20 protein-coding genes and 1 other RNA gene are annotated in these 19,389 nt (G+C 42.5%); 8 read left to right on the top strand and 13 right to left on the bottom strand.

The features are described 5' to 3' along the window. Positions 1-46: 46 nt before the first annotated feature. The 4 genes from L1D44_RS04945 to L1D44_RS04930 form a co-directional block, all read right to left on the bottom strand. Entirely contained in the window at positions 47-568 is a 522-nt protein-coding gene (locus L1D44_RS04945) for a GNAT family N-acetyltransferase (RefSeq protein WP_220767168.1), read from the bottom strand. A 30-nt stretch (positions 569-598) separates the two neighbouring features. Then, positions 599-1,114 (bottom strand): GNAT family N-acetyltransferase, encoded by a 516-nt coding sequence (locus L1D44_RS04940; RefSeq protein WP_239889072.1) that lies wholly within the window; start codon positions 1,112-1,114, stop codon positions 599-601. 132 nt (positions 1,115-1,246) lie between these two features. Then, positions 1,247-1,549, bottom strand: coding sequence for an NrfJ (locus L1D44_RS04935; protein ID WP_220767170.1), 303 nt, complete (start codon positions 1,547-1,549; stop codon positions 1,247-1,249). Positions 1,550-1,744: 195 nt separating this feature from the next. Then, complete coding sequence (locus L1D44_RS04930; protein WP_108944029.1) at positions 1,745-1,969, bottom strand: DUF3820 family protein; 225 nt, start codon at positions 1,967-1,969, stop codon at positions 1,745-1,747. A 565-nt stretch (positions 1,970-2,534) separates the two neighbouring features. Between L1D44_RS04930 and L1D44_RS04925 the strand changes: the two genes are divergently transcribed. The 4 genes from L1D44_RS04925 to L1D44_RS04910 all read left to right on the top strand — a co-directional run bounded on the left by L1D44_RS04925 (position 2,535) and on the right by L1D44_RS04910 (position 5,297). After that, positions 2,535-3,278 (top strand): AAA family ATPase, encoded by a 744-nt coding sequence (locus tag L1D44_RS04925; protein WP_239889071.1) that lies wholly within the window; start codon positions 2,535-2,537, stop codon positions 3,276-3,278. Next, the gene (locus L1D44_RS04920) at positions 3,238-3,690 is read left to right on the top strand and encodes a CopG family transcriptional regulator (protein WP_239889070.1); all 453 of its coding nucleotides are present in this window, start codon (positions 3,238-3,240) and stop codon (positions 3,688-3,690) included. The genes L1D44_RS04925 and L1D44_RS04920 overlap by 41 nt, the downstream gene beginning before the upstream one ends. 230 nt (positions 3,691-3,920) lie before the next feature. After that, the gene (locus L1D44_RS04915; RefSeq protein ID WP_239889069.1) at positions 3,921-4,745 is read left to right on the top strand and encodes a M90 family metallopeptidase; all 825 of its coding nucleotides are present in this window, start codon (positions 3,921-3,923) and stop codon (positions 4,743-4,745) included. A gap of 63 nt (positions 4,746-4,808) precedes the next feature. After that, positions 4,809-5,297 (top strand): nuclear transport factor 2 family protein, encoded by a 489-nt coding sequence (locus L1D44_RS04910; RefSeq protein ID WP_239889068.1) that lies wholly within the window; start codon positions 4,809-4,811, stop codon positions 5,295-5,297. Positions 5,298-5,384: 87 nt separating this feature from the next. Here the strand turns inward: L1D44_RS04910 and L1D44_RS04905 are convergent, their stop codons facing one another. From L1D44_RS04905 to L1D44_RS04885, 5 genes are all read right to left on the bottom strand, one after another. Further along, positions 5,385-6,860 (bottom strand): HDOD domain-containing protein, encoded by a 1,476-nt coding sequence (locus tag L1D44_RS04905; protein WP_239889067.1) that lies wholly within the window; start codon positions 6,858-6,860, stop codon positions 5,385-5,387. 397 nt (positions 6,861-7,257) lie between these two features. Beyond that, positions 7,258-8,892: a malate synthase A gene (gene aceB, locus L1D44_RS04900; RefSeq protein ID WP_239889066.1), complete on the bottom strand. Its 1,635-nt coding sequence runs from the start codon at positions 8,890-8,892 to the stop codon at positions 7,258-7,260. Between the two features lie 1,080 nt (positions 8,893-9,972). After that, positions 9,973-11,673 carry a GGDEF domain-containing protein gene (locus L1D44_RS04895; RefSeq protein ID WP_239889065.1) on the bottom strand — a complete coding sequence of 567 codons (1,701 nt, stop codon included), beginning with the start codon at positions 11,671-11,673 and terminating at the stop codon, positions 9,973-9,975. 90 nt (positions 11,674-11,763) lie between these two features. Then, entirely contained in the window at positions 11,764-11,979 is a 216-nt protein-coding gene (locus L1D44_RS04890; RefSeq protein ID WP_239889064.1) for a hypothetical protein, read from the bottom strand. 195 nt (positions 11,980-12,174) lie between these two features. Then, the gene (locus L1D44_RS04885) at positions 12,175-12,978 is read right to left on the bottom strand and encodes an SAM-dependent methyltransferase (protein WP_239889063.1); all 804 of its coding nucleotides are present in this window, start codon (positions 12,976-12,978) and stop codon (positions 12,175-12,177) included. Between the two features lie 519 nt (positions 12,979-13,497). Here L1D44_RS04885 and L1D44_RS04880 point away from each other — a divergent pair. Beyond that, entirely contained in the window at positions 13,498-13,992 is a 495-nt protein-coding gene (locus L1D44_RS04880) for an outer membrane protein assembly factor BamE (protein WP_239889062.1), read from the top strand. An 87-nt stretch (positions 13,993-14,079) separates the two neighbouring features. Here L1D44_RS04880 and L1D44_RS04875 read toward each other — a convergent pair whose 3' ends face one another. Then, the gene (locus L1D44_RS04875; RefSeq protein WP_239889061.1) at positions 14,080-14,412 is read right to left on the bottom strand and encodes an RnfH family protein; all 333 of its coding nucleotides are present in this window, start codon (positions 14,410-14,412) and stop codon (positions 14,080-14,082) included. Continuing rightward, entirely contained in the window at positions 14,409-14,840 is a 432-nt protein-coding gene (locus L1D44_RS04870; protein ID WP_220767182.1) for an SRPBCC family protein, read from the bottom strand. Before L1D44_RS04870 ends, L1D44_RS04875 begins: the two co-directional genes overlap by 4 nt. 193 nt (positions 14,841-15,033) lie before the next feature. Here L1D44_RS04870 and smpB point away from each other — a divergent pair, with 193 nt between their 5' ends. The 3 genes from smpB (at position 15,034) to L1D44_RS04855 (ending at position 17,343) form a co-directional block, all read left to right on the top strand. After that, positions 15,034-15,528: an SsrA-binding protein SmpB gene (gene smpB / locus L1D44_RS04865; protein WP_202722360.1), complete on the top strand. Its 495-nt coding sequence runs from the start codon at positions 15,034-15,036 to the stop codon at positions 15,526-15,528. 101 nt (positions 15,529-15,629) lie between these two features. Further along, positions 15,630-15,985, top strand: a transfer-messenger RNA (tmRNA) gene (gene ssrA, locus L1D44_RS04860). A gap of 164 nt (positions 15,986-16,149) precedes the next feature. After that, positions 16,150-17,343, top strand: a complete 1,194-nt coding sequence (locus L1D44_RS04855) for an integrase domain-containing protein (RefSeq protein ID WP_239889060.1) — start codon at positions 16,150-16,152, stop codon at positions 17,341-17,343. A gap of 401 nt (positions 17,344-17,744) precedes the next feature. Here the strand turns inward: L1D44_RS04855 and L1D44_RS04850 are convergent, their stop codons facing one another. After that, entirely contained in the window at positions 17,745-18,302 is a 558-nt protein-coding gene (locus L1D44_RS04850) for a hypothetical protein (protein WP_239889059.1), read from the bottom strand. A 185-nt stretch (positions 18,303-18,487) separates the two neighbouring features. Next, positions 18,488-19,321, bottom strand: coding sequence for a hypothetical protein (locus L1D44_RS04845; RefSeq protein ID WP_239889058.1), 834 nt, complete (start codon positions 19,319-19,321; stop codon positions 18,488-18,490). Positions 19,322-19,389 lie beyond the last annotated feature (68 nt).

The following is a 19,389-nucleotide window of genomic DNA, read 5'->3' as shown; positions in this document are numbered from 1 at the left end:
ATCAATTTAAAGGGTAATCGTTCACTATGAGTTTTAACGCTTACCCTTATATTAACTCTTTAAACATACTGAAGTTAACTAATTGTTGACCATCACGAGGATGACTATTTTTACACTTAACTTGAAACGCAAACTGCTCAAAAAAGGGCTTGGCTAAGTATGAAGCTTCAACGGTGAGGCTATTGAGTCTTAACAGCTTAGCGTGCTCCTCAACTGCTCGATACAGCTCACTTGCAACCCCAATTCCAGTGTAATCTGGGTGGGTAAACAAACAATCTACTTCCGCTGTTTTCAAGTCTGCAGCTCTCAAATCATCTGTTATCGAGCCATCTGCTTTCAAATTGATAAAGCCCACAATGCACAAATCGCACTCGGCAACCCAAGTCTTAGTCCCTGACAAGCGGGTTAACCAGTAATCATTGCTTCGAAGGTTGGGTGACCATACGGCTCTTTCTGCTTCACTGTAGTGGGAGCTAGCGCCTTGATTGATACTAAGGTGGAACACTTGGGCGAGTTGCCCAACATCACTGCGGGTAAAGGGACGTACAATAAAACGCTTTTTTTCCATAGTTAAAATCCTTTTATACAGGCTAGCCACTTACGACTGAGGAACAGCGGCTAACGCCTTGCTCATGTAATATCCCATAATCACTATGCCGCGTTTCTCTTGATAGCTCCGATGGCGAAGCCTAAAGCCCTGAGACTCAAACAGTGGCTTAGATAATTTAGATGCATCGACAAAGAGCTCCGGCAGTGCATTGTTAACTGCCCATTGAGCTAATACCTCATATAGCCGCCCAGCCACTCCTTGTTGCTGGTACTGAGGATGAACATACAAGCTATCAATATAGCCGCGACTTTTAAAGTGCGTTTCCAAGTTGATAAAACCACAGCAAAAAGCGCGCCCCGACTCTATGCGTTGCTCGTCTACGACCAACCAGCTTTTTGAGCGTAACAAACGCTTATGCCAGTGATAACTCGATCGCGGCGCATAGGACCAAGCCGACTTTTCCTGCTGCGTATAAATGTCATCACTTATCTGGCTGATGGCCATATGTGCCAATACAGATACATCAGGTGCATAACATTTTTGATACGGAATGATTTTTAACATGGGCGAAAACAGAGTGAAAAGGCTATTGTGCGGCAGTTTAGCAAAAAAGAAAATGGCGTAGACTCAGTCTACGCCATTTCAAGTTGACTCTCTAAAGCCAAGCTTACTTAGCTTAAGGTGTCAAAGTAACAATTACTTCTTATCGATGCGACCAACAAACAGTAACTTATCGAAAGTACGGTTTAGGGTTTTGCTGCTAAAGTCGCTCATCCACATCTGCTCTTGAACAACAACAGTATCGCCTTTCTTTACTTCAACCTGTGGACCCGCAGCCCAAAAAGTCTTGTCGGCTTCTTTGATCTGAACGTAGGTATAACCGCCGCCATTCATAGTGTCCATGACAGTACCTTCATGCATAACGCCTTGTGCCCATGCGCTTGAGATACCCAGTGCTAGAGTTGCTGCTGCAGCCAATTTCACTAATTTAGCTATCATCGGAAATTTCCTTTAAATAAGTTATCAATTCATCAATATTAAAGCATGCAATAGATTATAAATCTCTAATTAATCACAACTAAATTGGCCTAAAAACTCAACTATTAGATCCAACTCTCATAACCAGATATTTTAGTTTCTACCACGGAACTTTCTTTGTTGCTGCCAACCTATAGTCGATTAGTGGCAAACTCTTTAAGAGCGTTTGGCCTCATCTAATATAGGTTGCAGCATCCCTTCTAAGCCGTTGAGCTTAACCTCATACATTAAGGCTAACTGCTGACCTAATTTCCCCTCAGGAAAACCTTTTGAATGGAACCAAACCAGATAAGGTTCCGGTAGTTCGAGTAGACGCCTTCCCGCATATTTTCCAAAAGGCATTTTCTGGGTAATGGCTTCGAGTAACAGCTTTTCATCCATCGTAAATGAGTCTCTGTGTTCAATCATAGGAACGATTCTATTTTCAAATCTCATTCTATCAAAGCTAGATAAAATTACAGTTTTATCGGTACCAACAAAAAGTAGACTATTTATCCCCGACTTTAGTCCTCAAACAACTATATTATTTATGAATATAAAACTGGATATCTATAACTTATATAAGATTAACTGACTCGATATAAGCTTGTTAGCACAGCAAAGCCTACAAGTATGGGTTGCTAATTTCCGACCTATACAGCTAAGCAGTTAATTAATTTAACAAATAACCACAGATTTCAACACCTAACATGCAGCGCCAAAAAACCATCGAAAACAAGCTGAGCGTCAAAAAACAATCACGGGTCAAATAAAATAAATACGTCAAAAATCATACAGTTGACGAAGCTGGCTATGCAACCTAGATTAATCTGACAGGTGAGAGATAAGGTGAGTTAAATACCTAGGTTAACAAGCTCAACACATTTAACCGTACGCAAACTATCACCCCATTTCATTTTATGAAGATCAGTAAATAAAATTCATCGCGTACAAAGAGGATATAAATATGATCATACTCGTTGGTGGCGAAAAAGGTGGCAGTGGTAAGAGTTGCCTAGCCCAAAATATCGCTGTATTTCTAGCAGCTGAATGCCGAGCCTCTGTTATTATGGTCGATTGCGATCCTCAACGCACAACATCAGACTGGATCCACGCCCGCAATAATAACCCTGATCTCCCCAGCATCAATTGCGTGCAGCTCTATGGTAAAATTCGCAACGATCTTCTCAGTCTAGAGCAGCATTACGACTATGTAATTGTCGATTGTGGCGGTCAAGATAACTTAGCATTACGTGCAACCATGTCTGTAGCCTCACATGTACTGATGCCTCTTCGACCGAAGCGTCGCGACCTAAAAACTGTCAGCCACATGGATGATATCGTCGCCACCTGTATGATGATAAATCCCAAGATGCGCGCCACCTTTGTTATTACTCAATGTCCAAGCTTACCGAATCAAGCCAACCGCATCTTCGAAGCAAAAGATGTCTGTAAGACCTACGACATCAATGTTTTAGATGCCATTACCTACAGCCGAAATATCTACGATGACAGTGAAGAGTCTGGCCTATCGGTACTCGAGATTGAGCCTAAGGGTAAGGCTGCCACAGAAATACGAGGCATTGCCTGTGAGATGCTTGAGGTTGCAAACGCCACCGAAGTTCGTAATCAGCTTGCTGAAAAGCAAATGAATAAGATGAGAGGTAATTATGGGTCTGGCAGATCTCAAGAAAAACTCTACGCCGTCTAGCACAACCCATAGGCAGATCCAAACGAGCCAATTAGCGCTCGAAGATCTCATCGATGATTTCATCAATGATGCTAGCCGATATGCTCTTGGGCAAGAAGAGCAAGCTCCCAAGCAGAGTGAATTGGTGGACTTAGAACGCTATTCTCAGCGAGAGAGTCTAGCTAACTTGAGAAGTGCTGATAGTTATAAGGTTGAGCGCTTGGCGGAAAAGGTATTAACGGTTAAAAAAGGCAATTTCCCAGTAAGGAAGGCCACGTTCACCCTAACTGAATCTGCCATTGCCCACTTAGCCGAGTTAGCCGATGACTGTGATGTCGCTAAATCTAAACTCATTCGCTTTCTAATCGAACACCACTTTAATTTGAGCCCAGAACAAAGAAGAGCAAAAGAGAAAAGCATTATTGTTGAATAATAGTCGTTGAATAAAACCAAGGATATAAGAGTAACTCTCCCTTCCCTTAGCTGGCAGTTGACGAACAGTTTTGAAGTACTGCACTGCCAGCATTTTTTTCTAATCGCTAAATATTAATAGCAACAGATATAACTCCCAGTATCCGTCTGAAAAACTACCCACGCTTGAATTTTAATCATAAGCGCCATATATCATGAGTAACGCAACCTTACTCAATGGCTAGGAAATCAATGTTGGCAATTTCTGTTATTATTCTGCTTAGTATTGCCGCCATCGGCTGGATTGCTAGCACCTCATGGCGTGACAGGCGTCGACGTAAAGTCATCACCAAGCAACCCTTCCCGCGAGAATGGCGCGACATATTAAAAAGGCGCATTCCATTTTTTCGCGTCTTACCCACAGATCTCCAGTTACAGCTCAAGAAACATATTCAGGTCTTTATCGCAGAGAAACGTTTTGTCGGCTGTGATGGCTTACAAATTGATGATGATATTCGAGTGACAGTTGCCGCTCAAGCCTGCCTTTTACTGCTTAATCGACAAACTGATTTCTATCCCACACTAAAAGAGATCCTTATCTACCCATCCCCTTTCATTGTTGAAGGAGAACAACAAAACGGTGATGGTCTAGTATCAAACCACCGCAGAGTGCTCTCTGGGGAGTCATGGCAACACGGCAGGGTGATCTTATCGTGGCAAACCACCAAGTTCGATGCCGCGGTTCCCGATGATGGAAGTAATGTTGTGATCCATGAGTTTGCGCATCAACTCGATCAAGAAGATGGCAGAGCCAATGGTGCCCCTCCTCTCAAACATCGCCAAGACTACGCTTCTTGGTCTGAAGTCTTGATGAGGGAATATCAAACTTTGGTCAGAGCGAGTCAAACCGGGGAGCAGTCACTATTTAACTACTATGGTGCCACCAATCCAGCAGAGTTTTTTGCGGTGATATGCGAAGTATTTTTCGAACGTCCCCATGAGTTTATCGCCTTGCACCCCGATCTATACCGAGAACTCAGCGGTTTTTATCAGCTCGATCCGGTTAATTGGCACTAAAATCTTAACCACGATAAAATCGATAGACGACAAATAATACAAGAATTCAGAACAAGGATGCGTATGTTAACTCTGTCCTCTCCAAAAGCATGGGGCTTAGCCCTACTGCTATTCATCCCCTTTTCAATGAACCTATCGGCTAACGAGACGCCAAACAGCGATAAGCAGCAAGCAGCTGCAGTTTTGGACGCCTTAAACCAGTACTCTTCGGCTGCAGACTGGGATAACTATTTTGCCCTGTATGATGAAAAAGGGATCTTTATTGGTACAGATGTCAACGAGCACTGGGGAAAAGCGGAGTTTGAACGCTATGCCAGACCAACAAAAGGCTGGCGCTATGACTTAACTCGTCGAGAGATGACCCAGCACGGAGATGTCATATGGTTTGACGAGATTTTATCAAGCCCCTCTTATGGCGTGAGCCGTGGCACCGGCACCTTAATCAAGACAGCTAATGGCTGGAAGATTGCCCAATATCATTTAAGCTTTCCAATCCCCAATGCCATCGCGAAGTCCATCACAGAGCAGATCAAAGCAGCGGGCAAGCACTAAGGGAAGTTCAATTAATTCTTCACATAAGCAATTCACGCAAGCTTTGTCAGATTAGATAAGTAGCGCTTTATACCATTATAAATGGCGCTACTTTACCACAGCAGAGAAGCAAACATTCGCCATATTGGCGACATGGGTAAAGTTTGCAAAATCCTCCGCCATTAAACGTCGACCAGAGCCGTCTCTATCGGCATAGATCACCCCAATCACGGTATGATCCATAATAAGTGGTGCTAGCATGAACCCGGTAGCGCCAGTAATGGTTTTAACATTATCATCCATATACAAGCGCCACTTGGCAGAGTGGGGATTATCAACAAACAAAGCCTCTTTCAAGGAGATACAGTCTTGAAAAACATTCTGGCCACTCTCTAGCCTTATATTAAATGAAGCCTTTACCTTTCCTGCATCATCGCCCAGTACAATTCTTGGCTGCAACGACTTACGGTTAGGACTCAGTAACAACACACAGCAGCGATCGACTCCAACACCAGTCAAAATGCCTTTAAGCGCAATAGAAAGTACCTGATTAAAGTCCTCCCTATTTAACGCACATTGCGTTAGTTCGCGTAAACACTCCAGCTGATGGTTAACATTGGGGACATAAATAAGGGGTTCAGGCTCTTGTTTCTCAAACTTTTCGTTCAAGTGCTTAGGGCTAGGCAAGTACTCCAGTAAAATTCTAGCACCGTAGGCATCGGCCATGGTTTTCGTTGCTTTATGGCAACGCAGCATACGCCCCTTTAGCTCATCGACCTCAATACCTAGCATATCCGCCGTTTGCTTTAATCGCTTCGACAGCTCAGCCATATTTGGACTATCTTGGCATAATAGCTCACTGAGCTTATTAGCGAGGAAGATACTGCGCACCTCAGGGGTGCGTTCATCTGGCAAGCTGAGTGATTTTATCAGTAAACTGCCTAAGCCCCAGTTACGCGCAAGCCCCACAGATAACTGCTCAAAGCTTGCCCCTAGCACATCTCGAATCGCCTTATTCGCTTCCGCCACCGTGTCGCAACGGCTTAACTTACTATCTAAGACTAAGGTTTCTCCACAACCTGTACTCCAAAATGCACTTTCACCTAAGTGATAAAGTAAAGAGGCAATAAACACCTCCTCTTGAAGTTCCTCGTCATAATCCTTAAGCAATGTTTTAGTCAGCATTGCCGCCAAAAATGCTTGTGCCATCAGCTTAATCATTCGATTGTAGACGTTCTCAGACAGTCCCTCAGCCTCTAGTAAACTGCTGAGTAACTTAGCGGTGATGCAAATATTCTTAATAGTATCAAAACCTAAAACCACAGCCGCTCGACTCACCGTGGTGACTTGGCTTATACCTTTGCTATAGGTGACACTATTTGCCACTCGTAGAATTCTGGAGGTTAGCGCATTATCGTGCATCACACTCTTACCCAGAATCGACAGCGAAGACACATCATCCTTCGCAAGTTTTTCTAATGTTTTAACCGTTGAGCAAAGTGCTGGCATCTCTTGGTCGCTGATGCGATTGGTCCAATACTCAACCCCTTTGAACTTATTGTTTTCAAAATTAGTCGTTTTCACGTGTCTCCCATCTTTTACCGCGACACCATCTAGTCTCAAACTAAAGTGGGGTTATAATTTCACTCTATTCCCGTTGCCAGAAACACAGCTTCATTTTGGTAAATCACCTAATAGCTGCAAAAACCTATATTCACAGTGTAGTGGTTAAACTGTTTATCGGTTAATAGATAACACCGAATAATTACATGCCATTAACCTTATACCTTTGCCTGAGTAAACACGAGAGAAGCCGTGCCAATTTCAATCATTTTTTGCAAAAAAAAAGGCTCCGAAGAGCCGATAATCACAAGCAAAAATGATACAAAAAGGGTAACGAATAAAAACCCGCACAGCACGTAGGAATACTGTGCGGGGGACACAAGCTACAAAATGCAGCCAAACTTTTATAAGATGGGGCTTACTCCACCAGCATTTGATATCCCGGCTCTGTTAAGAAATCGACCAGAACATCTGAAGTAGTGATCTGCTCTAGCAGCACTGCCGCCTGAGTAAATCGACCATGGGTGAAACGATCTGCTCCCACTTCATCTTTCACATTGGCAAGCTCTTCCACCAACATCTGTTTAAATAGCGATGGAGTCACCACCTCTCCTGAGGATAATTGCTGACGATGCTTAATCCACTGCCAGATAGAGGTACGAGATATTTCGGCGGTGGCCGCATCTTCCATCAATCCGTAAATAGGGACACAGCCGTTGCCATTAATCCAAGACTCGATATATTGCAGTGCGATTCGAATATTGAGACGCATACCCGCCTCCGTGCACTCGCCCTTTGCGGGTTCGAGTAACTCTCTGGCGTGAATAGGCGCATCAACATCGCGGGTAATGTGTAGTTGATTGATATGATCTTCACCTATGTACTCGTTAAAAATGGCCATTGCAGTGTCGGCCAGCCCTGGATGAGCAACCCAAGTCCCATCATGACCATTACGCGCTTCTAACTGCTTATCTTGCTTAACCTTAGCCAACACTTGCTGGTTAATCTGCGCATCCTTGGAGGGAATAAAGGCCGCCATGCCGCCCATGGCTAAGGCGCCACGCTTATGACAGGTTTTGATCAGCAAGCGAGAGTAGGCACTTAAGAATGGCTTATCCATGGTGACCGACTGCCTATCGGGCAGCACTCTATCACTATGGTTATTTAGGGTTTTAATATAGCTAAAGATATAGTCCCAACGGCCACAGTTCAGGGCAACTATGTTAGAGCGCAGCTCATACAAGATCTCATCCATCTCAAACACTGCCGGAAGCGTTTCAATTAGGCAGGTGCACTTAATCGTGCCTGGCTGCAGGCAGAAACGCTCTTCAACAAAGGCAAACACTTTTGCCCACCACCTTGCCTCTAAATGACTCTCTAGCTTAGGGATATAAAAGTAAGGTCCACTACCTTTGCTGAGCAACTTGCGATAGTTATTGTAGAAGTAGACACAAAAATCAAACAAGCCAGCGGGAATGGCAACGCCACCAAACTGTACGTGCCGCTCTTGCATATGTAGGCCACGCACTCGGCAGACGAGTACAGCAGGATTGTCACTCAGAGAGTAATGCTTACCTGTTTCAGCTGTGTAGCTAATATCACCATTTACTGCATCACGCAGGTTAATTTGTCCTTGTACTACTTTATGCCAACTAGGAGCCAATGAATCTTCAAAGTCGGCCATAAACACTTTGGCATTAGCATTAAGCGCATTAATCACCATCTTGCGATCCACAGGACCTGTGATCTCTACACGCCTGTCTTGCAAGTCTTTGGGAATGCCGCGGATCTGCCAGTCTCGCTGGCGTAGCGATTTAGTTTCCTCTAAAAAATCGGGCAACTCACCTGAATCGAAGCGCGCTTGCTTAGCCTGTCTGTTGGCTAATAAATTCGGCACCTCAGGAGCAAACTGCTTACACAAGGCTTTAAGTAAACACAGTGTGCCTTCGGTCAGCACCTGTTCCTGCTCTGCAACTGTAGGCCCGATAATCTGTAACTCTTGGCTCGACACCAATGTGTCAGCGCTTTCTAATGCAGTTAGTTGCTCAGTCATCTTTTATATCTCCTAAAACTTTCCCATATCCTCGATGACACCAAACATTGACAGCATTCGGTCGTCAGTGTGCAAGCTTAAAAGCTCAAAACACCCACCCTCTCATAGTAATGCTTGCTTCGAGCCTTCAAACCTATGACTTATTTCTTATGGCTTATCCCCATATGGGCTAAGCCATATAACTTGTGCGTTGGTGCTAAGCGCCCTAAGTCGGCATCTGTTGATTTACAACAAAACCTACTGACTAAAAGTTTTAGTTGCAAGTCTGCAGCGTCTCCGCCGATGCCAGTAAAGCGCAGTTTCAGCTGCGTTAACTCACAAACACACCGTAAAAACCAATAAGACAACTAATTGATTAAGCTAGATAAAACCCAATAAAGACAAATTATGGAGCTTAAGAACTAAGACTTGTAAGACAAATTGACCATAGAGCGAGGAGTAAAACTAAGTTCGTTATTATATTTCACAGCGTTAACCTAACTTGCCAGTAAAAAGCTTAAGCTAACATCATATCGATTCAGCACTGCGTTTACTCCTCACCTCTAGGTTAATCTATAAAAGCTCATTAAAACAAAAACTTAAATAAGGATCAGACGAGACCATTTTCAAACACCCGTTTTAATCTTACGTTTACGTTAACGAGATATAAGCGAGACTGGACTATTATTGATTCCTTGACGATAAATAGTGACCAACATCTCAAAAAACATTGGTTCAAGCCGAAAAAAGTTTAAATTCCCCCCTAAACAGGCGCTACAACAGACGGATATCGGCTAATATCATTGAGCTAGATTAATTGAACAAGTTTAAATGAACAGGCTAAGTGAACCAGACAAAGGGTAAGGTGAAGGGTGAGGGGTTGATAAGCTAAGAAGCGGCTTAGTCGGATTAGCAACTAATAAACATAACAGAAATGGCGCTTAAGGCCTTAGAGAATAACGGTTAAGCTTAATAGCCGGGAATGAACAATATCGATTATTGTTATCTGCTGGAGTCGCTCAACTCTGTCTTTATTCTAACTAAACCTGGCTCGCTCAAAACTCAGGCCTAGCTAGAAACTCATTAGATAGTGATCGAATGTTAATTAAATACCAGTGAGCGCTGAGTCTCGCCGCTTTTGCACTGCTGCTCAAGCTCTGGACTATATAACGTCACCCTATTACGACCCGAGTGTTTCGATGCATAAAGTGCAATATCGGCACGCTTTAAAACTGGATCTAAACTGAGATCCTCTCGGTCATTACTCGATACACCAAAGCTCGCACTAATGTTAAACACATGCCCTGAGTACTTGGTATCAATCGCTTCTATCGCGTCCTTACAACGCTCGGCAATCTTCAGTGCTGTTTGCTCGCAGGAATAGGGCAGAAACAGGGCAAACTCTTCACCTCCCATACGAGTAAAAATGTCGCTATCGCGAATAAGTGGTTTGATCACCGACACCACATGTTTTAGCACCCAGTCTCCGGTTGCATGACCGAAGCTGTCATTGATGTTTTTAAACAGATCTAAGTCAAGCACAACCACAGAAAAGTGTGCTTTCCGCAGGCTTACCTGTACAAACTCGTTCTCGGCAAAGTCCTGACCTGCACCACGGTTATAAACCCCCGTTAGCCTGTCTGTTAACGCCAACTTACGGTAACGTAGCTTTTGCCTGTGGCTATATAGCAAAAATAACGATAAGAACACTACGCTGCCAGTCAGCATTGTCATAATCATGACATCATTAGTACGATCGGCTTGGTCTAATTCTTTCTGAGCTTCTACTAACTGCCGTTCCTGGTTAAGTAATGCGATTTCCCGTGCCTGCTCTTGGTGTTTAAACTTGGCCATCTGGTACGCATTGGCCTTAGCTTTGGTATCATCATGGATCAAACTTGTATAGTTCTGGTGAGACTCAAGGTAATCATAGGCAAGCTGATACTGCTTTGACTCAACATAGCTCTGTGACAGTACTTTCGCGGCAATCGCTTTATATTTTATGTGACTAGGCTCATCACTTAAAATCATCACTCGATTCGCAAACTCCTCCGCTTCAGAAAACTTTTTTAGCAATAGCTTCGTTTCAGCGAGTAAGGCATGAACACTTACGATTTCAAAGTTATAATTATACTTATTGTATCCATCGAGAACTTTGTTAAGCATTATTTCAGCGTCTTTATATTTATTTCCTTTTATAGCAATTTCTGCCAAGCCTTTTTCAGATACAAAGCCAAATAACGGAAATCCTTTGTTTTCACAATATTCCTTACTCCGAGCAAACCCTTTCTCGGCTTGTAAGTATTTAAATTCATTCAAGTCTGCATATGAACTCAAAATTAGTGAAAAGCAACGAAGCCGGCTATTACCTTCTTTAGTATATAAAAGCGCCCGCTCACTATATTCTCTAAGCTCTTCATTAGCATCTAGGTTTAACGCTAAATTAGCCAACCTAACATAGGCGCCAGCCTTAGTATCAAGATCATCGTCTACCTTAATTTTTTTTAGGTAGCTATCCATCAACTGAAATGCTTCGCTATACTGTCGTAAACCAAGTAAATTTGCGGATTGATATTGATAAATATCCGTCAATAGTTCATCACTTACTTCATAACTTTCAACGCTTAGCAATAACTCCTTAGAAGATTGATACTCTCCTGCATAGCTCTTTTGAATAGCTTGATAAACAATCAATCTAAATTGCTGCTGTTGGGTTAGCCCATCCCAAGAAGTAAGCAAATTATCTATTAACTCCTCGACTTCTTCAGGAGAAGAGCTAATTGCCTTGTCAATTTGAGACAAGGCTAAATCGTAGCTAACCTTACTTTCCGCCCCATAAACTGGACAGAAAAGAATAAAAGTAAGGCATAAAACTACAATTAATTTCATACTTTATTTTTTATCAAATGAATGGATCAAAATAAGCGAACGATAATTCTGACCACCTGATAGTGATTTAATCTGGTTGTCATCACCCGACATTACCGCTTGGATTTCATCATCACTTAAGCCGTTAGCCTGCATCACACCTTGAGGATCTTGCTTATACTCTTCTAACAACTTGGCATCTGAACCTAACTTCTCGAAAAACTCATTAAACTTTGACATTTTTATTCCCTTAATTTAAATGAACATCTTTGGTTGTTTTTGGTTTCTTACTGTAATTTTCTTATTTTACTTATCTACTTTATTTAGCCGTTAACACTCTAACTGCTATTACTTCAATTCACTTGAACCTGCCATTAAACGCAGGTTCAGCACGCATTAAAACACCTAATTATCATGCCATTACCGGCAAGACAATTAACCCAAATCATCAGCGGTGATCCCAAGCTTGGCCAATACCTCATGGTTAAACTCAAGTTCCCGCGAAGGCGGAATGAGCAAGGTGGTAATAGATGAAAGCTGCGCAAATGGCAGTTGCTTCAAAGCTACCCTCTCGATTCTCGGAGATTGAGTTGGTAAATTAGGCGCCTCATAGAGTACGACTTCATGCTCTAGCGGGTACCACTCATTAAGTTGCTCCACTAACACCTGTAACCTGTCTGATGAAGTATGAAATTCGGTTAAGGTGTGCTCACCGGCAATGCCTATCTGCCATAACAAGAGGTGGGTTGTTGGATCAGGTATGTGCTTATAGAACATAAATTGACTGGCTTCGAAGCTTTGATGACCAGAAGCCCCCGGATCGATACCGACATCCGCCCATAAACAGGCTTCTGCGGAAATACCCGGCTCCATTTGTGCCTGATAGCCCTCTTCTCTTGCCTGAGCAATCGCAAAATGCGAGACACAAGCAAACACGCCTGGGTGACCGTATAAAGCGCAGACGACTTTTTTGCCTAGACGCACTTGTTCCAGAATAGCGGCCACCATCTGCTCGTAGGTATCGCGGCGGTTTTTAACTTCTCCCTCTTGGGCATAATAGGGCTGAAGGCTGCGCACATCTTGATTGAGCGACTCAAGCCAGTGCTGGGCAAACCCATCCGGCACCAGAGAGAACACCACATCAGCGTGCTCAATATAGCTTTTGCTCAATACGCTAATCTGCCCGGCTAAATTAAGCCCGGTGCCGACACAAACCAAAGATCCTTTTTCTGTTGTCATCTACTCTCTGCCTATCGATGTAAACTTTATTCTTGTTCTAGCTCATTCTATACAGCCGCTGACCAAAGCTTAACTTTCAAGGCTTTGGCTTCATACTTGGATTTCTAAGGTTAGGTTTAAAGGCTTAAATTTCATGAAGAAACAATGTTAACTTAACACAACATTTCTGCAACTTAAACCAGAATTAGACTAGTGGGTCTTCTTTCTTAAAGTGGCATGTGTGACTTTCAGTTAAAGCTTTCTTATCAGTAAGATAAAGTGAATTGTTTGAGGTAGATAACAAGGTGGTCTTATCTAAGATTAAATGACAAAACGAAGCGACTAATCAGCTGGATATCTATAGATAATGAACTTCTTAGGTATTTCCGACTCCATATAATCATTAATTAGGGTTTAATGTTAAATCCTGTATTGAACTAAAGAATTACGCTCCAAGCACGGCTTGACGCAATAGCCCTTGTCATAAGGGGGAGTGCTTGGGTATTATGACCGACAGATTTTTATGAAGTAGCGCATTCAATGACAATTAAAAAGAAAAGTCTTACCCTTTTGGGCGCTGCTGCGCTCTCGTTATCACTTAGTGGCTGTGGTGTTTTTGACTGGTTGATCTATAAGCCTGATATTCCTCAGGGTAACTATATGGAGAAACAGCAAGTCGAAAAGTTGCGTATTGATATGACTAAAGAGCAGGTTGAATACGTGCTTGGTCGTCCGGTTTTACGCGACAGTTTTTCTGACGACACTTGGTATTACGTCTACCACTACAAGAGTGGTCGTGATGCGAGCATCATCCATAAAGAACTTATTATTAACTTTGATGGTGATAAACTTGTCGAAGTGAAAGGCGATTATGAGCTAAGTCCTGAGTTCAGTACACCGCTCGAAGAAAGTAAGTTACCTGAGATCAATACACCTGAAGGTGAGCCACTGATCCCAGAACAACGCCCTCAGGCAGAACCGTTAGTTGAAGAGAAAGAAACTCAACCTGAGACACTCTCTGAAAAGTTTGAATAACTTTAAATAACTAACCACTGAGATGAATACAAAAATGGCGATTCCCTTTTGGGCATCGCCATTTTTTATTAAAACCACTGAGGTTTATTAAAGCTTACTACCAGTCTTCTTATTGACTCGGCCTTCGTCTTTGGCCTTCTCAGCTCGCTTACGGCGCACATCTTTAGGGTCGGCGATCAATGGGCGATAGATCTCAACCCTCTGCCCTGGCTGTAACACCTCGTCGTGTTTAACTAAGCGGCTAAAAATGCCAAGCTTGACGGTATCTAGGTCAATCTCTGGGAAATAAAGCTGCATGTCACTTAATTTGACCGCCTCAATACAAGTGGCTCCCGGCGTGACATTAACCTTAATCAGCTTTTGCTGCTTGGGCAGCGCATAGATCACTTCAACTATAAATGGGGTTGGTTCGTTACTCATTGATAAATCACCTTTGCGCGGCTGGTAAATGCCGTCACCATTGACGCCATCAACTCTTTAAATATTTTACCAAAAGCCAAGTCGGCAATAGAGCTTGAGAACTCAAAACTCAACTCAAACTCGACCTTGCAGGCATCTTCGGTCAGTTCGGTAAACTTCCACTCACCAACAAGTTCTTTAAACGGACCGCTCTCTAACTGCAGTTGAATACTTTTACCAGGAATAACCTGATTGCGTGTGGTAAAGGTTTTACTGATCCCCGCCTTTGCAACATCCACCGAGGCGACCATGGTTTTGCCATCAAATTCTAGGACCTTGCCCCCGACACAACCGGGCAAGAACTCTTTATAAGACTCAACATCATTGACTAGGTCATACATCTGCATCGCGCTGAAGCGCACTAATACACTGCGAGAAATTTGCGGCATCTGTCGAATGGTACTCAGTAATTAAACACGAAACGCCGATTTTAACATGAACACAAAAAAACGCATCTTTGATACTGTGCTAGCCTATTGAGCGCCTAAAAAGCAGACAAACTCTCTCGGCAAAGAGATAAAACTTGTAATAAATTGATTTGGCCAATTCCATATTTGCTTAGCGCGAGTATAATGGCTGCCTATGGCTAAGAATAATGCAAAGAAATCAAAGAACCCACCAGCGACGATAGCACGTAATAAACGCGCCACTTTCGACTACAAATTTGAAGAAAAATTTGAAGCTGGCTTGTCCTTAATGGGCTGGGAAGTAAAAGCAATTCGTGTGGGTAAAGTAAACCTATCTGAGAGCTATGTGTTCCTGAGAAATGGTGAAGCTTACCTATTTGGTTGCACTATCACTCCACTCAATACTGCATCGACACATGTGGTATGTGATCCTATGCGTGATCGTAAGCTACTGCTTAACCGTCGCGAGCTGGACAAGTTACAAGGCTTAGTGGATCGTCAAGGCTATTCTATCGTACCTATCTCTATGTACTGGCGAAAAGGTGCATGGGTCAAGATTGAAATTGGCCTAGGTAAAGGTAAGAAAGAACACGACAAGCGTGATGACACCAAAGAGCGCGAGTGGAAGATTGAAAAATCACGTACGATGAAAAAAGCCGTTCAACAATAAGTTACAACGGAAAAAGCGTACGGATAACGAACAATCGATTTAACTTGTACTATTTATCCTTGTTTATAAGGGAATACACGGGTTACAATCAGTTTGTACTTGGGGGCGATTCTGGATTCGACAAGATTCACGAAACCCTAGGAGCATGCCGAGGGGCGGTTGGCCTCGTAAAAAGCCGCACAGTTATAGTTGCAAACGACGATAACTACGCTCTAGCAGCTTAGGCTAGCTAGCCATCTTGCTCACGTTTCTCAAATGGGCAGAGTATATAGATGGTCACCTTTACATTTGATAGCGAGGGAACCTTGTTCAGGGGTGAACCGCGAAACAGTACTGGACTCGCCAATTGCAATCCTGTCTTTCGGAGTGTACTTGGTTAACCAAAAGAGAGACTAAGCATGTAGTGCCGAGGATGTAGGCTTTTTGGACGCGGGTTCGAGCCCCGCCGCCTCCACCAAATATAGGAACAAAGACGTCTCAGGACGTCTTTTTTTCTGCCTGCAAAACAATAAAATCAACAACTTAGCGTCCACTGGAGTTTTTTAGCATCCTATAGCAGCTTGAGTTTTAAGTAACACTCAATGTAACATCAAAGCCAACTTCCATAATCGTGTTACAATCATGGCCAATACCACTAAGCAACTCACTGCAACGCAAGTAGCGAACGCTAAGCCTAAAGACAAAGAGTACAACCTCGCAGATGGCCGTGGTTTAATGCTTAGAGTAAAACCCAGTGGTTCCAAGTTTTGGCTGCTCAACTATACCCGCCCAGTTACGAAAAAGCGTACTAACCTTGGCCTCGGCACTTATCCAGATGTGCCGTTAGCTGAAGCAAGAAAGCGCAGAGATGCTGCACGTGAATTGTTAGCCAAAGATATTGACCCTCAATATCACCTTCAGCAGCAAGAAGAAACTGTGAGAACAGATGCTGCTAACACCCTCAAAGCCACAACTGATTGCTGGTTTGAAATAAAAAAACAAAAAGTATCAACAAATCACTCAAGAAAACTGTATCGCAGACTAGAGCTATATCTATTCCCTGCCCTAGGTGAAATGCCAATCAGCGCCTTAACCGCCCCACAAGTCATTCAAGTGTTAAAGCCACTGGAGGCAAAAGGACACGTAGAAACCTGTAGACGTGTGATCAGCTGGCTTAATGAAGTGATGACTTTTGCCGTTAATACTGGTGTCATTCACTCCAACCCGCTTGTTGGCATTGCGGCTGCGTTTGGAGTTCCTAAGAAAAGACAGATGCCTACAATCAAACCTAGTGAGCTACCTGAATTTATGCAGGATCTCTCCTACGCCAGTATCAAGGTAACCACTCGCTGCTTAATTGAGCTGCAGTTACACACCATGACACGACCAGCAGAAGCTGCTATGGCTAAATGGACTGAAATCGATTTTGATAAACAGCTGTGGACGATTCCAGCTGAGCGGATGAAGATGAAGCGTGAACATATCATCCCTCTTACACCGCAAGTCATATCGCTGCTTAATCGCATGCGCAAAATTAGCGGTGACTTGGAGTACATATTCCCTGCAGATAGGGACCCGCGCAGACATACAAATACCGAAACAGCCAATATGGCAATTAAGCGTATGGGCTACAAAGACCGCTTAGTGGCTCACGGTCTGCGTGCGTTAGCGAGTACCACATTAAACGAACAAGGCTTTGATGCTGAGTTGATTGAAGTATCACTGGCTCACGTAGATAAGAATACCGTAAGAGCGGCATATAACCGCGCCGACTACATTGAACGGCGCAGAGAGCTTATGTGCTGGTGGAGTGGGCATATCTGCCAGACAGGATAAGTGACAAGCGTCTAAAATATAACTGCATAGTCACCTAATAAGGTGTCATTTAATTTATATTTAGATAACGGCATGGGAGCCCACTGCTTACATCATGCTGCACAATCAACCTCAAGACATTGATTTAATGGCACTTAATGCAAGACCGCAATTAACATACCCCTGATTATACCCTCAGTATATTTGATTGGGTAATTCACCTGAATTGCTAACCATTATTACCGTACCATTAGGTTGCCAAATTGATTAGACAAAGCAATATTATACAGGTTGGATTTGGAACGTGTCGTTGCTAGCATTAACTCGCTTTTAGACAAAAATAAGTTAGAGTACCAGCACTAACGTACTTATTGAGAATTAGAAAAAGTATCTTAAAGCCTTAAATACTTGTATGGCATACATCAACGCATTACTGGGTTTGTAAGCAATTCTGCAATGATATTTTCAGCTAGCTCAGGGCATTTAACTTCTAATGTTGCTTCATCAATTGAAATAAAATCCCCACATATTGACCGGAGTTCTTTCGTAATTAAATATGGATCATTACCCAGTGAATCAAATAATTTCAATGCGGTTTTATACGAATCTATCTCGGGTAAGTCAGCAGTATCAAATCCATACTTGGCCATCATATCCAAGGAAAACCTAACAGCTGCACCTTCTTCAAGAAGATGAGTTTGTTTTCCTCCATGCTGATCAAGTAGGTGAACCGTTTCATGAGCAAGTTGATAAACAACCATTTCCCAATCGGTTTTTGCATTAAAGCCTAACTCTGCAAATGCCCCATCTTTATTGGGTGTATACCTAACATGAGGGCCGTCTATATCCCAAGACGGTTGGTAGATTATTTTTGTTTGATCTCTCGATCCGAATAACCTTTCAGCTTCGGCCATAAACTCTGTTTGAAGGTGCCAAAGACCAATTTTATCATTTACGGGATGCGATTTATTAAAGTCCAATTTAACTCCAATGCTAATTGATGTATGCCTAACTGCTTATTCAATAGCAGCTCGAAAACGTTCTAGGCTGCACTATTCAAACTCAAAAAAATCATTACTAAATTTTTGCTGTAAATAGAATATAACTCTATGAAGTGTCTACTGGTCTAGGGACTTACCACGTGAAACATCCTGATTAAATTCCATTAATCGATGTCGGAGAATATATTCTCTATCGCTCCAATACTCTCTAGTAAGGGTTCCAGCTCATCTTGTATTCGAGTGATTTCTCTGTAAATATACTCTTTATTTTCTTCTGTAATAGTATATATAGGTCTTAGCTCAGTACTACCCAAGTAGTTCACTTCAGTAGCCTCTGTAAAAGTGGCCATTTCGTCAGAAATTTTCTTCGAGTTCTTACTAAGCTCAACAACAGTTAGAGCAAGCCCTTCATTAGTGAAATGAAGGTGTAGTATTTCAGCTGCTGTATCAAAGTTGCTTCTTATTTTTAATATGAGGTTTTCAGCTTTAGATTTAATCTCAAATAAAGGCTCAATCGAAGCACTACTTCGTCTTGTTATTTCAAACTGGAAAAATAGTTGTTTAACAGTATTATAATATTGGTCTACATATAGTTTTGTTTCATTTATGTGATTTATCGCTTCTTCTTTCTTTTCTAATCTCTTTTCTTCATGCTTTAATTTTAACGTTTCAGCATGTTCTTTTCTCTGTCTGTGATCAAACCAAAACTGAGTAATTATTACAGCTAGCAAAGCGACTAAAACGGATACTACAGGTGCAATTTCCGGATTAGACTTAAAAAACTGAAACAGTGGCGCTACCATATGGTCATAGAGTGGCCAGATATACAGATTAAAAACAGGTGATATAACAGCTCTTACAGCAGGAAACACCATATGAGTGAAGAATGTTGATATGAATACATTGATGGCTCTGATTTCAAGTAGATATGGGATTAGTACTGCAATAGCAATTAGTACCCAAAACCGACTTTTCATATTTTTTAGTTTGGCGAGCATTGTTAACACCCTATTAGTTGATTCGTTAGAAAGCTATTCTGCTCAATAATATTATTGTACAATACAAT

Origin of the sequence: Shewanella sp. Isolate13, assembly GCF_022398325.1 — a bacterium.
Taxonomy (GTDB): domain Bacteria; phylum Pseudomonadota; class Gammaproteobacteria; order Enterobacterales; family Shewanellaceae; genus Shewanella.
This window is presented reverse-complemented; position numbering and strand designations above follow the sequence as displayed.

Coding starts and splice junctions, on each gene's coding strand:
- L1D44_RS04925 (WP_239889071.1), top strand. CDS start 2,535: ATGATCATACTCGTTGGTGGCGAAAAAGGTGGCAGTGGTAAGAGTTGC.
- L1D44_RS04910 (WP_239889068.1), top strand. CDS start 4,809: ATGTTAACTCTGTCCTCTCCAAAAGCATGGGGCTTAGCCCTACTGCTA.
- L1D44_RS04890 (WP_239889064.1), bottom strand. CDS start 11,979: ATGTCAAAGTTTAATGAGTTTTTCGAGAAGTTAGGTTCAGATGCCAAG.
- L1D44_RS04930 (WP_108944029.1), bottom strand. CDS start 1,969: ATGGATGAAAAGCTGTTACTCGAAGCCATTACCCAGAAAATGCCTTTT.
- L1D44_RS04845 (WP_239889058.1), bottom strand. CDS start 19,321: ATGCTCGCCAAACTAAAAAATATGAAAAGTCGGTTTTGGGTACTAATT.
- L1D44_RS04945 (WP_220767168.1), bottom strand. CDS start 568: ATGGAAAAAAAGCGTTTTATTGTACGTCCCTTTACCCGCAGTGATGTT.
- L1D44_RS04915 (WP_239889069.1), top strand. CDS start 3,921: ATGTTGGCAATTTCTGTTATTATTCTGCTTAGTATTGCCGCCATCGGC.
- L1D44_RS04935 (WP_220767170.1), bottom strand. CDS start 1,549: ATGATAGCTAAATTAGTGAAATTGGCTGCAGCAGCAACTCTAGCACTG.
- L1D44_RS04940 (WP_239889072.1), bottom strand. CDS start 1,114: ATGTTAAAAATCATTCCGTATCAAAAATGTTATGCACCTGATGTATCT.
- L1D44_RS04885 (WP_239889063.1), bottom strand. CDS start 12,978: ATGACAACAGAAAAAGGATCTTTGGTTTGTGTCGGCACCGGGCTTAAT.
- aceB (WP_239889066.1), bottom strand. CDS start 8,892: ATGACTGAGCAACTAACTGCATTAGAAAGCGCTGACACATTGGTGTCG.
- L1D44_RS04855 (WP_239889060.1), top strand. CDS start 16,150: ATGGCCAATACCACTAAGCAACTCACTGCAACGCAAGTAGCGAACGCT.
- L1D44_RS04920 (WP_239889070.1), top strand. CDS start 3,238: ATGGGTCTGGCAGATCTCAAGAAAAACTCTACGCCGTCTAGCACAACC.
- smpB (WP_202722360.1), top strand. CDS start 15,034: ATGGCTAAGAATAATGCAAAGAAATCAAAGAACCCACCAGCGACGATA.
- L1D44_RS04875 (WP_239889061.1), bottom strand. CDS start 14,412: ATGAGTAACGAACCAACCCCATTTATAGTTGAAGTGATCTATGCGCTG.
- L1D44_RS04870 (WP_220767182.1), bottom strand. CDS start 14,840: ATGCCGCAAATTTCTCGCAGTGTATTAGTGCGCTTCAGCGCGATGCAG.
- L1D44_RS04880 (WP_239889062.1), top strand. CDS start 13,498: ATGACAATTAAAAAGAAAAGTCTTACCCTTTTGGGCGCTGCTGCGCTC.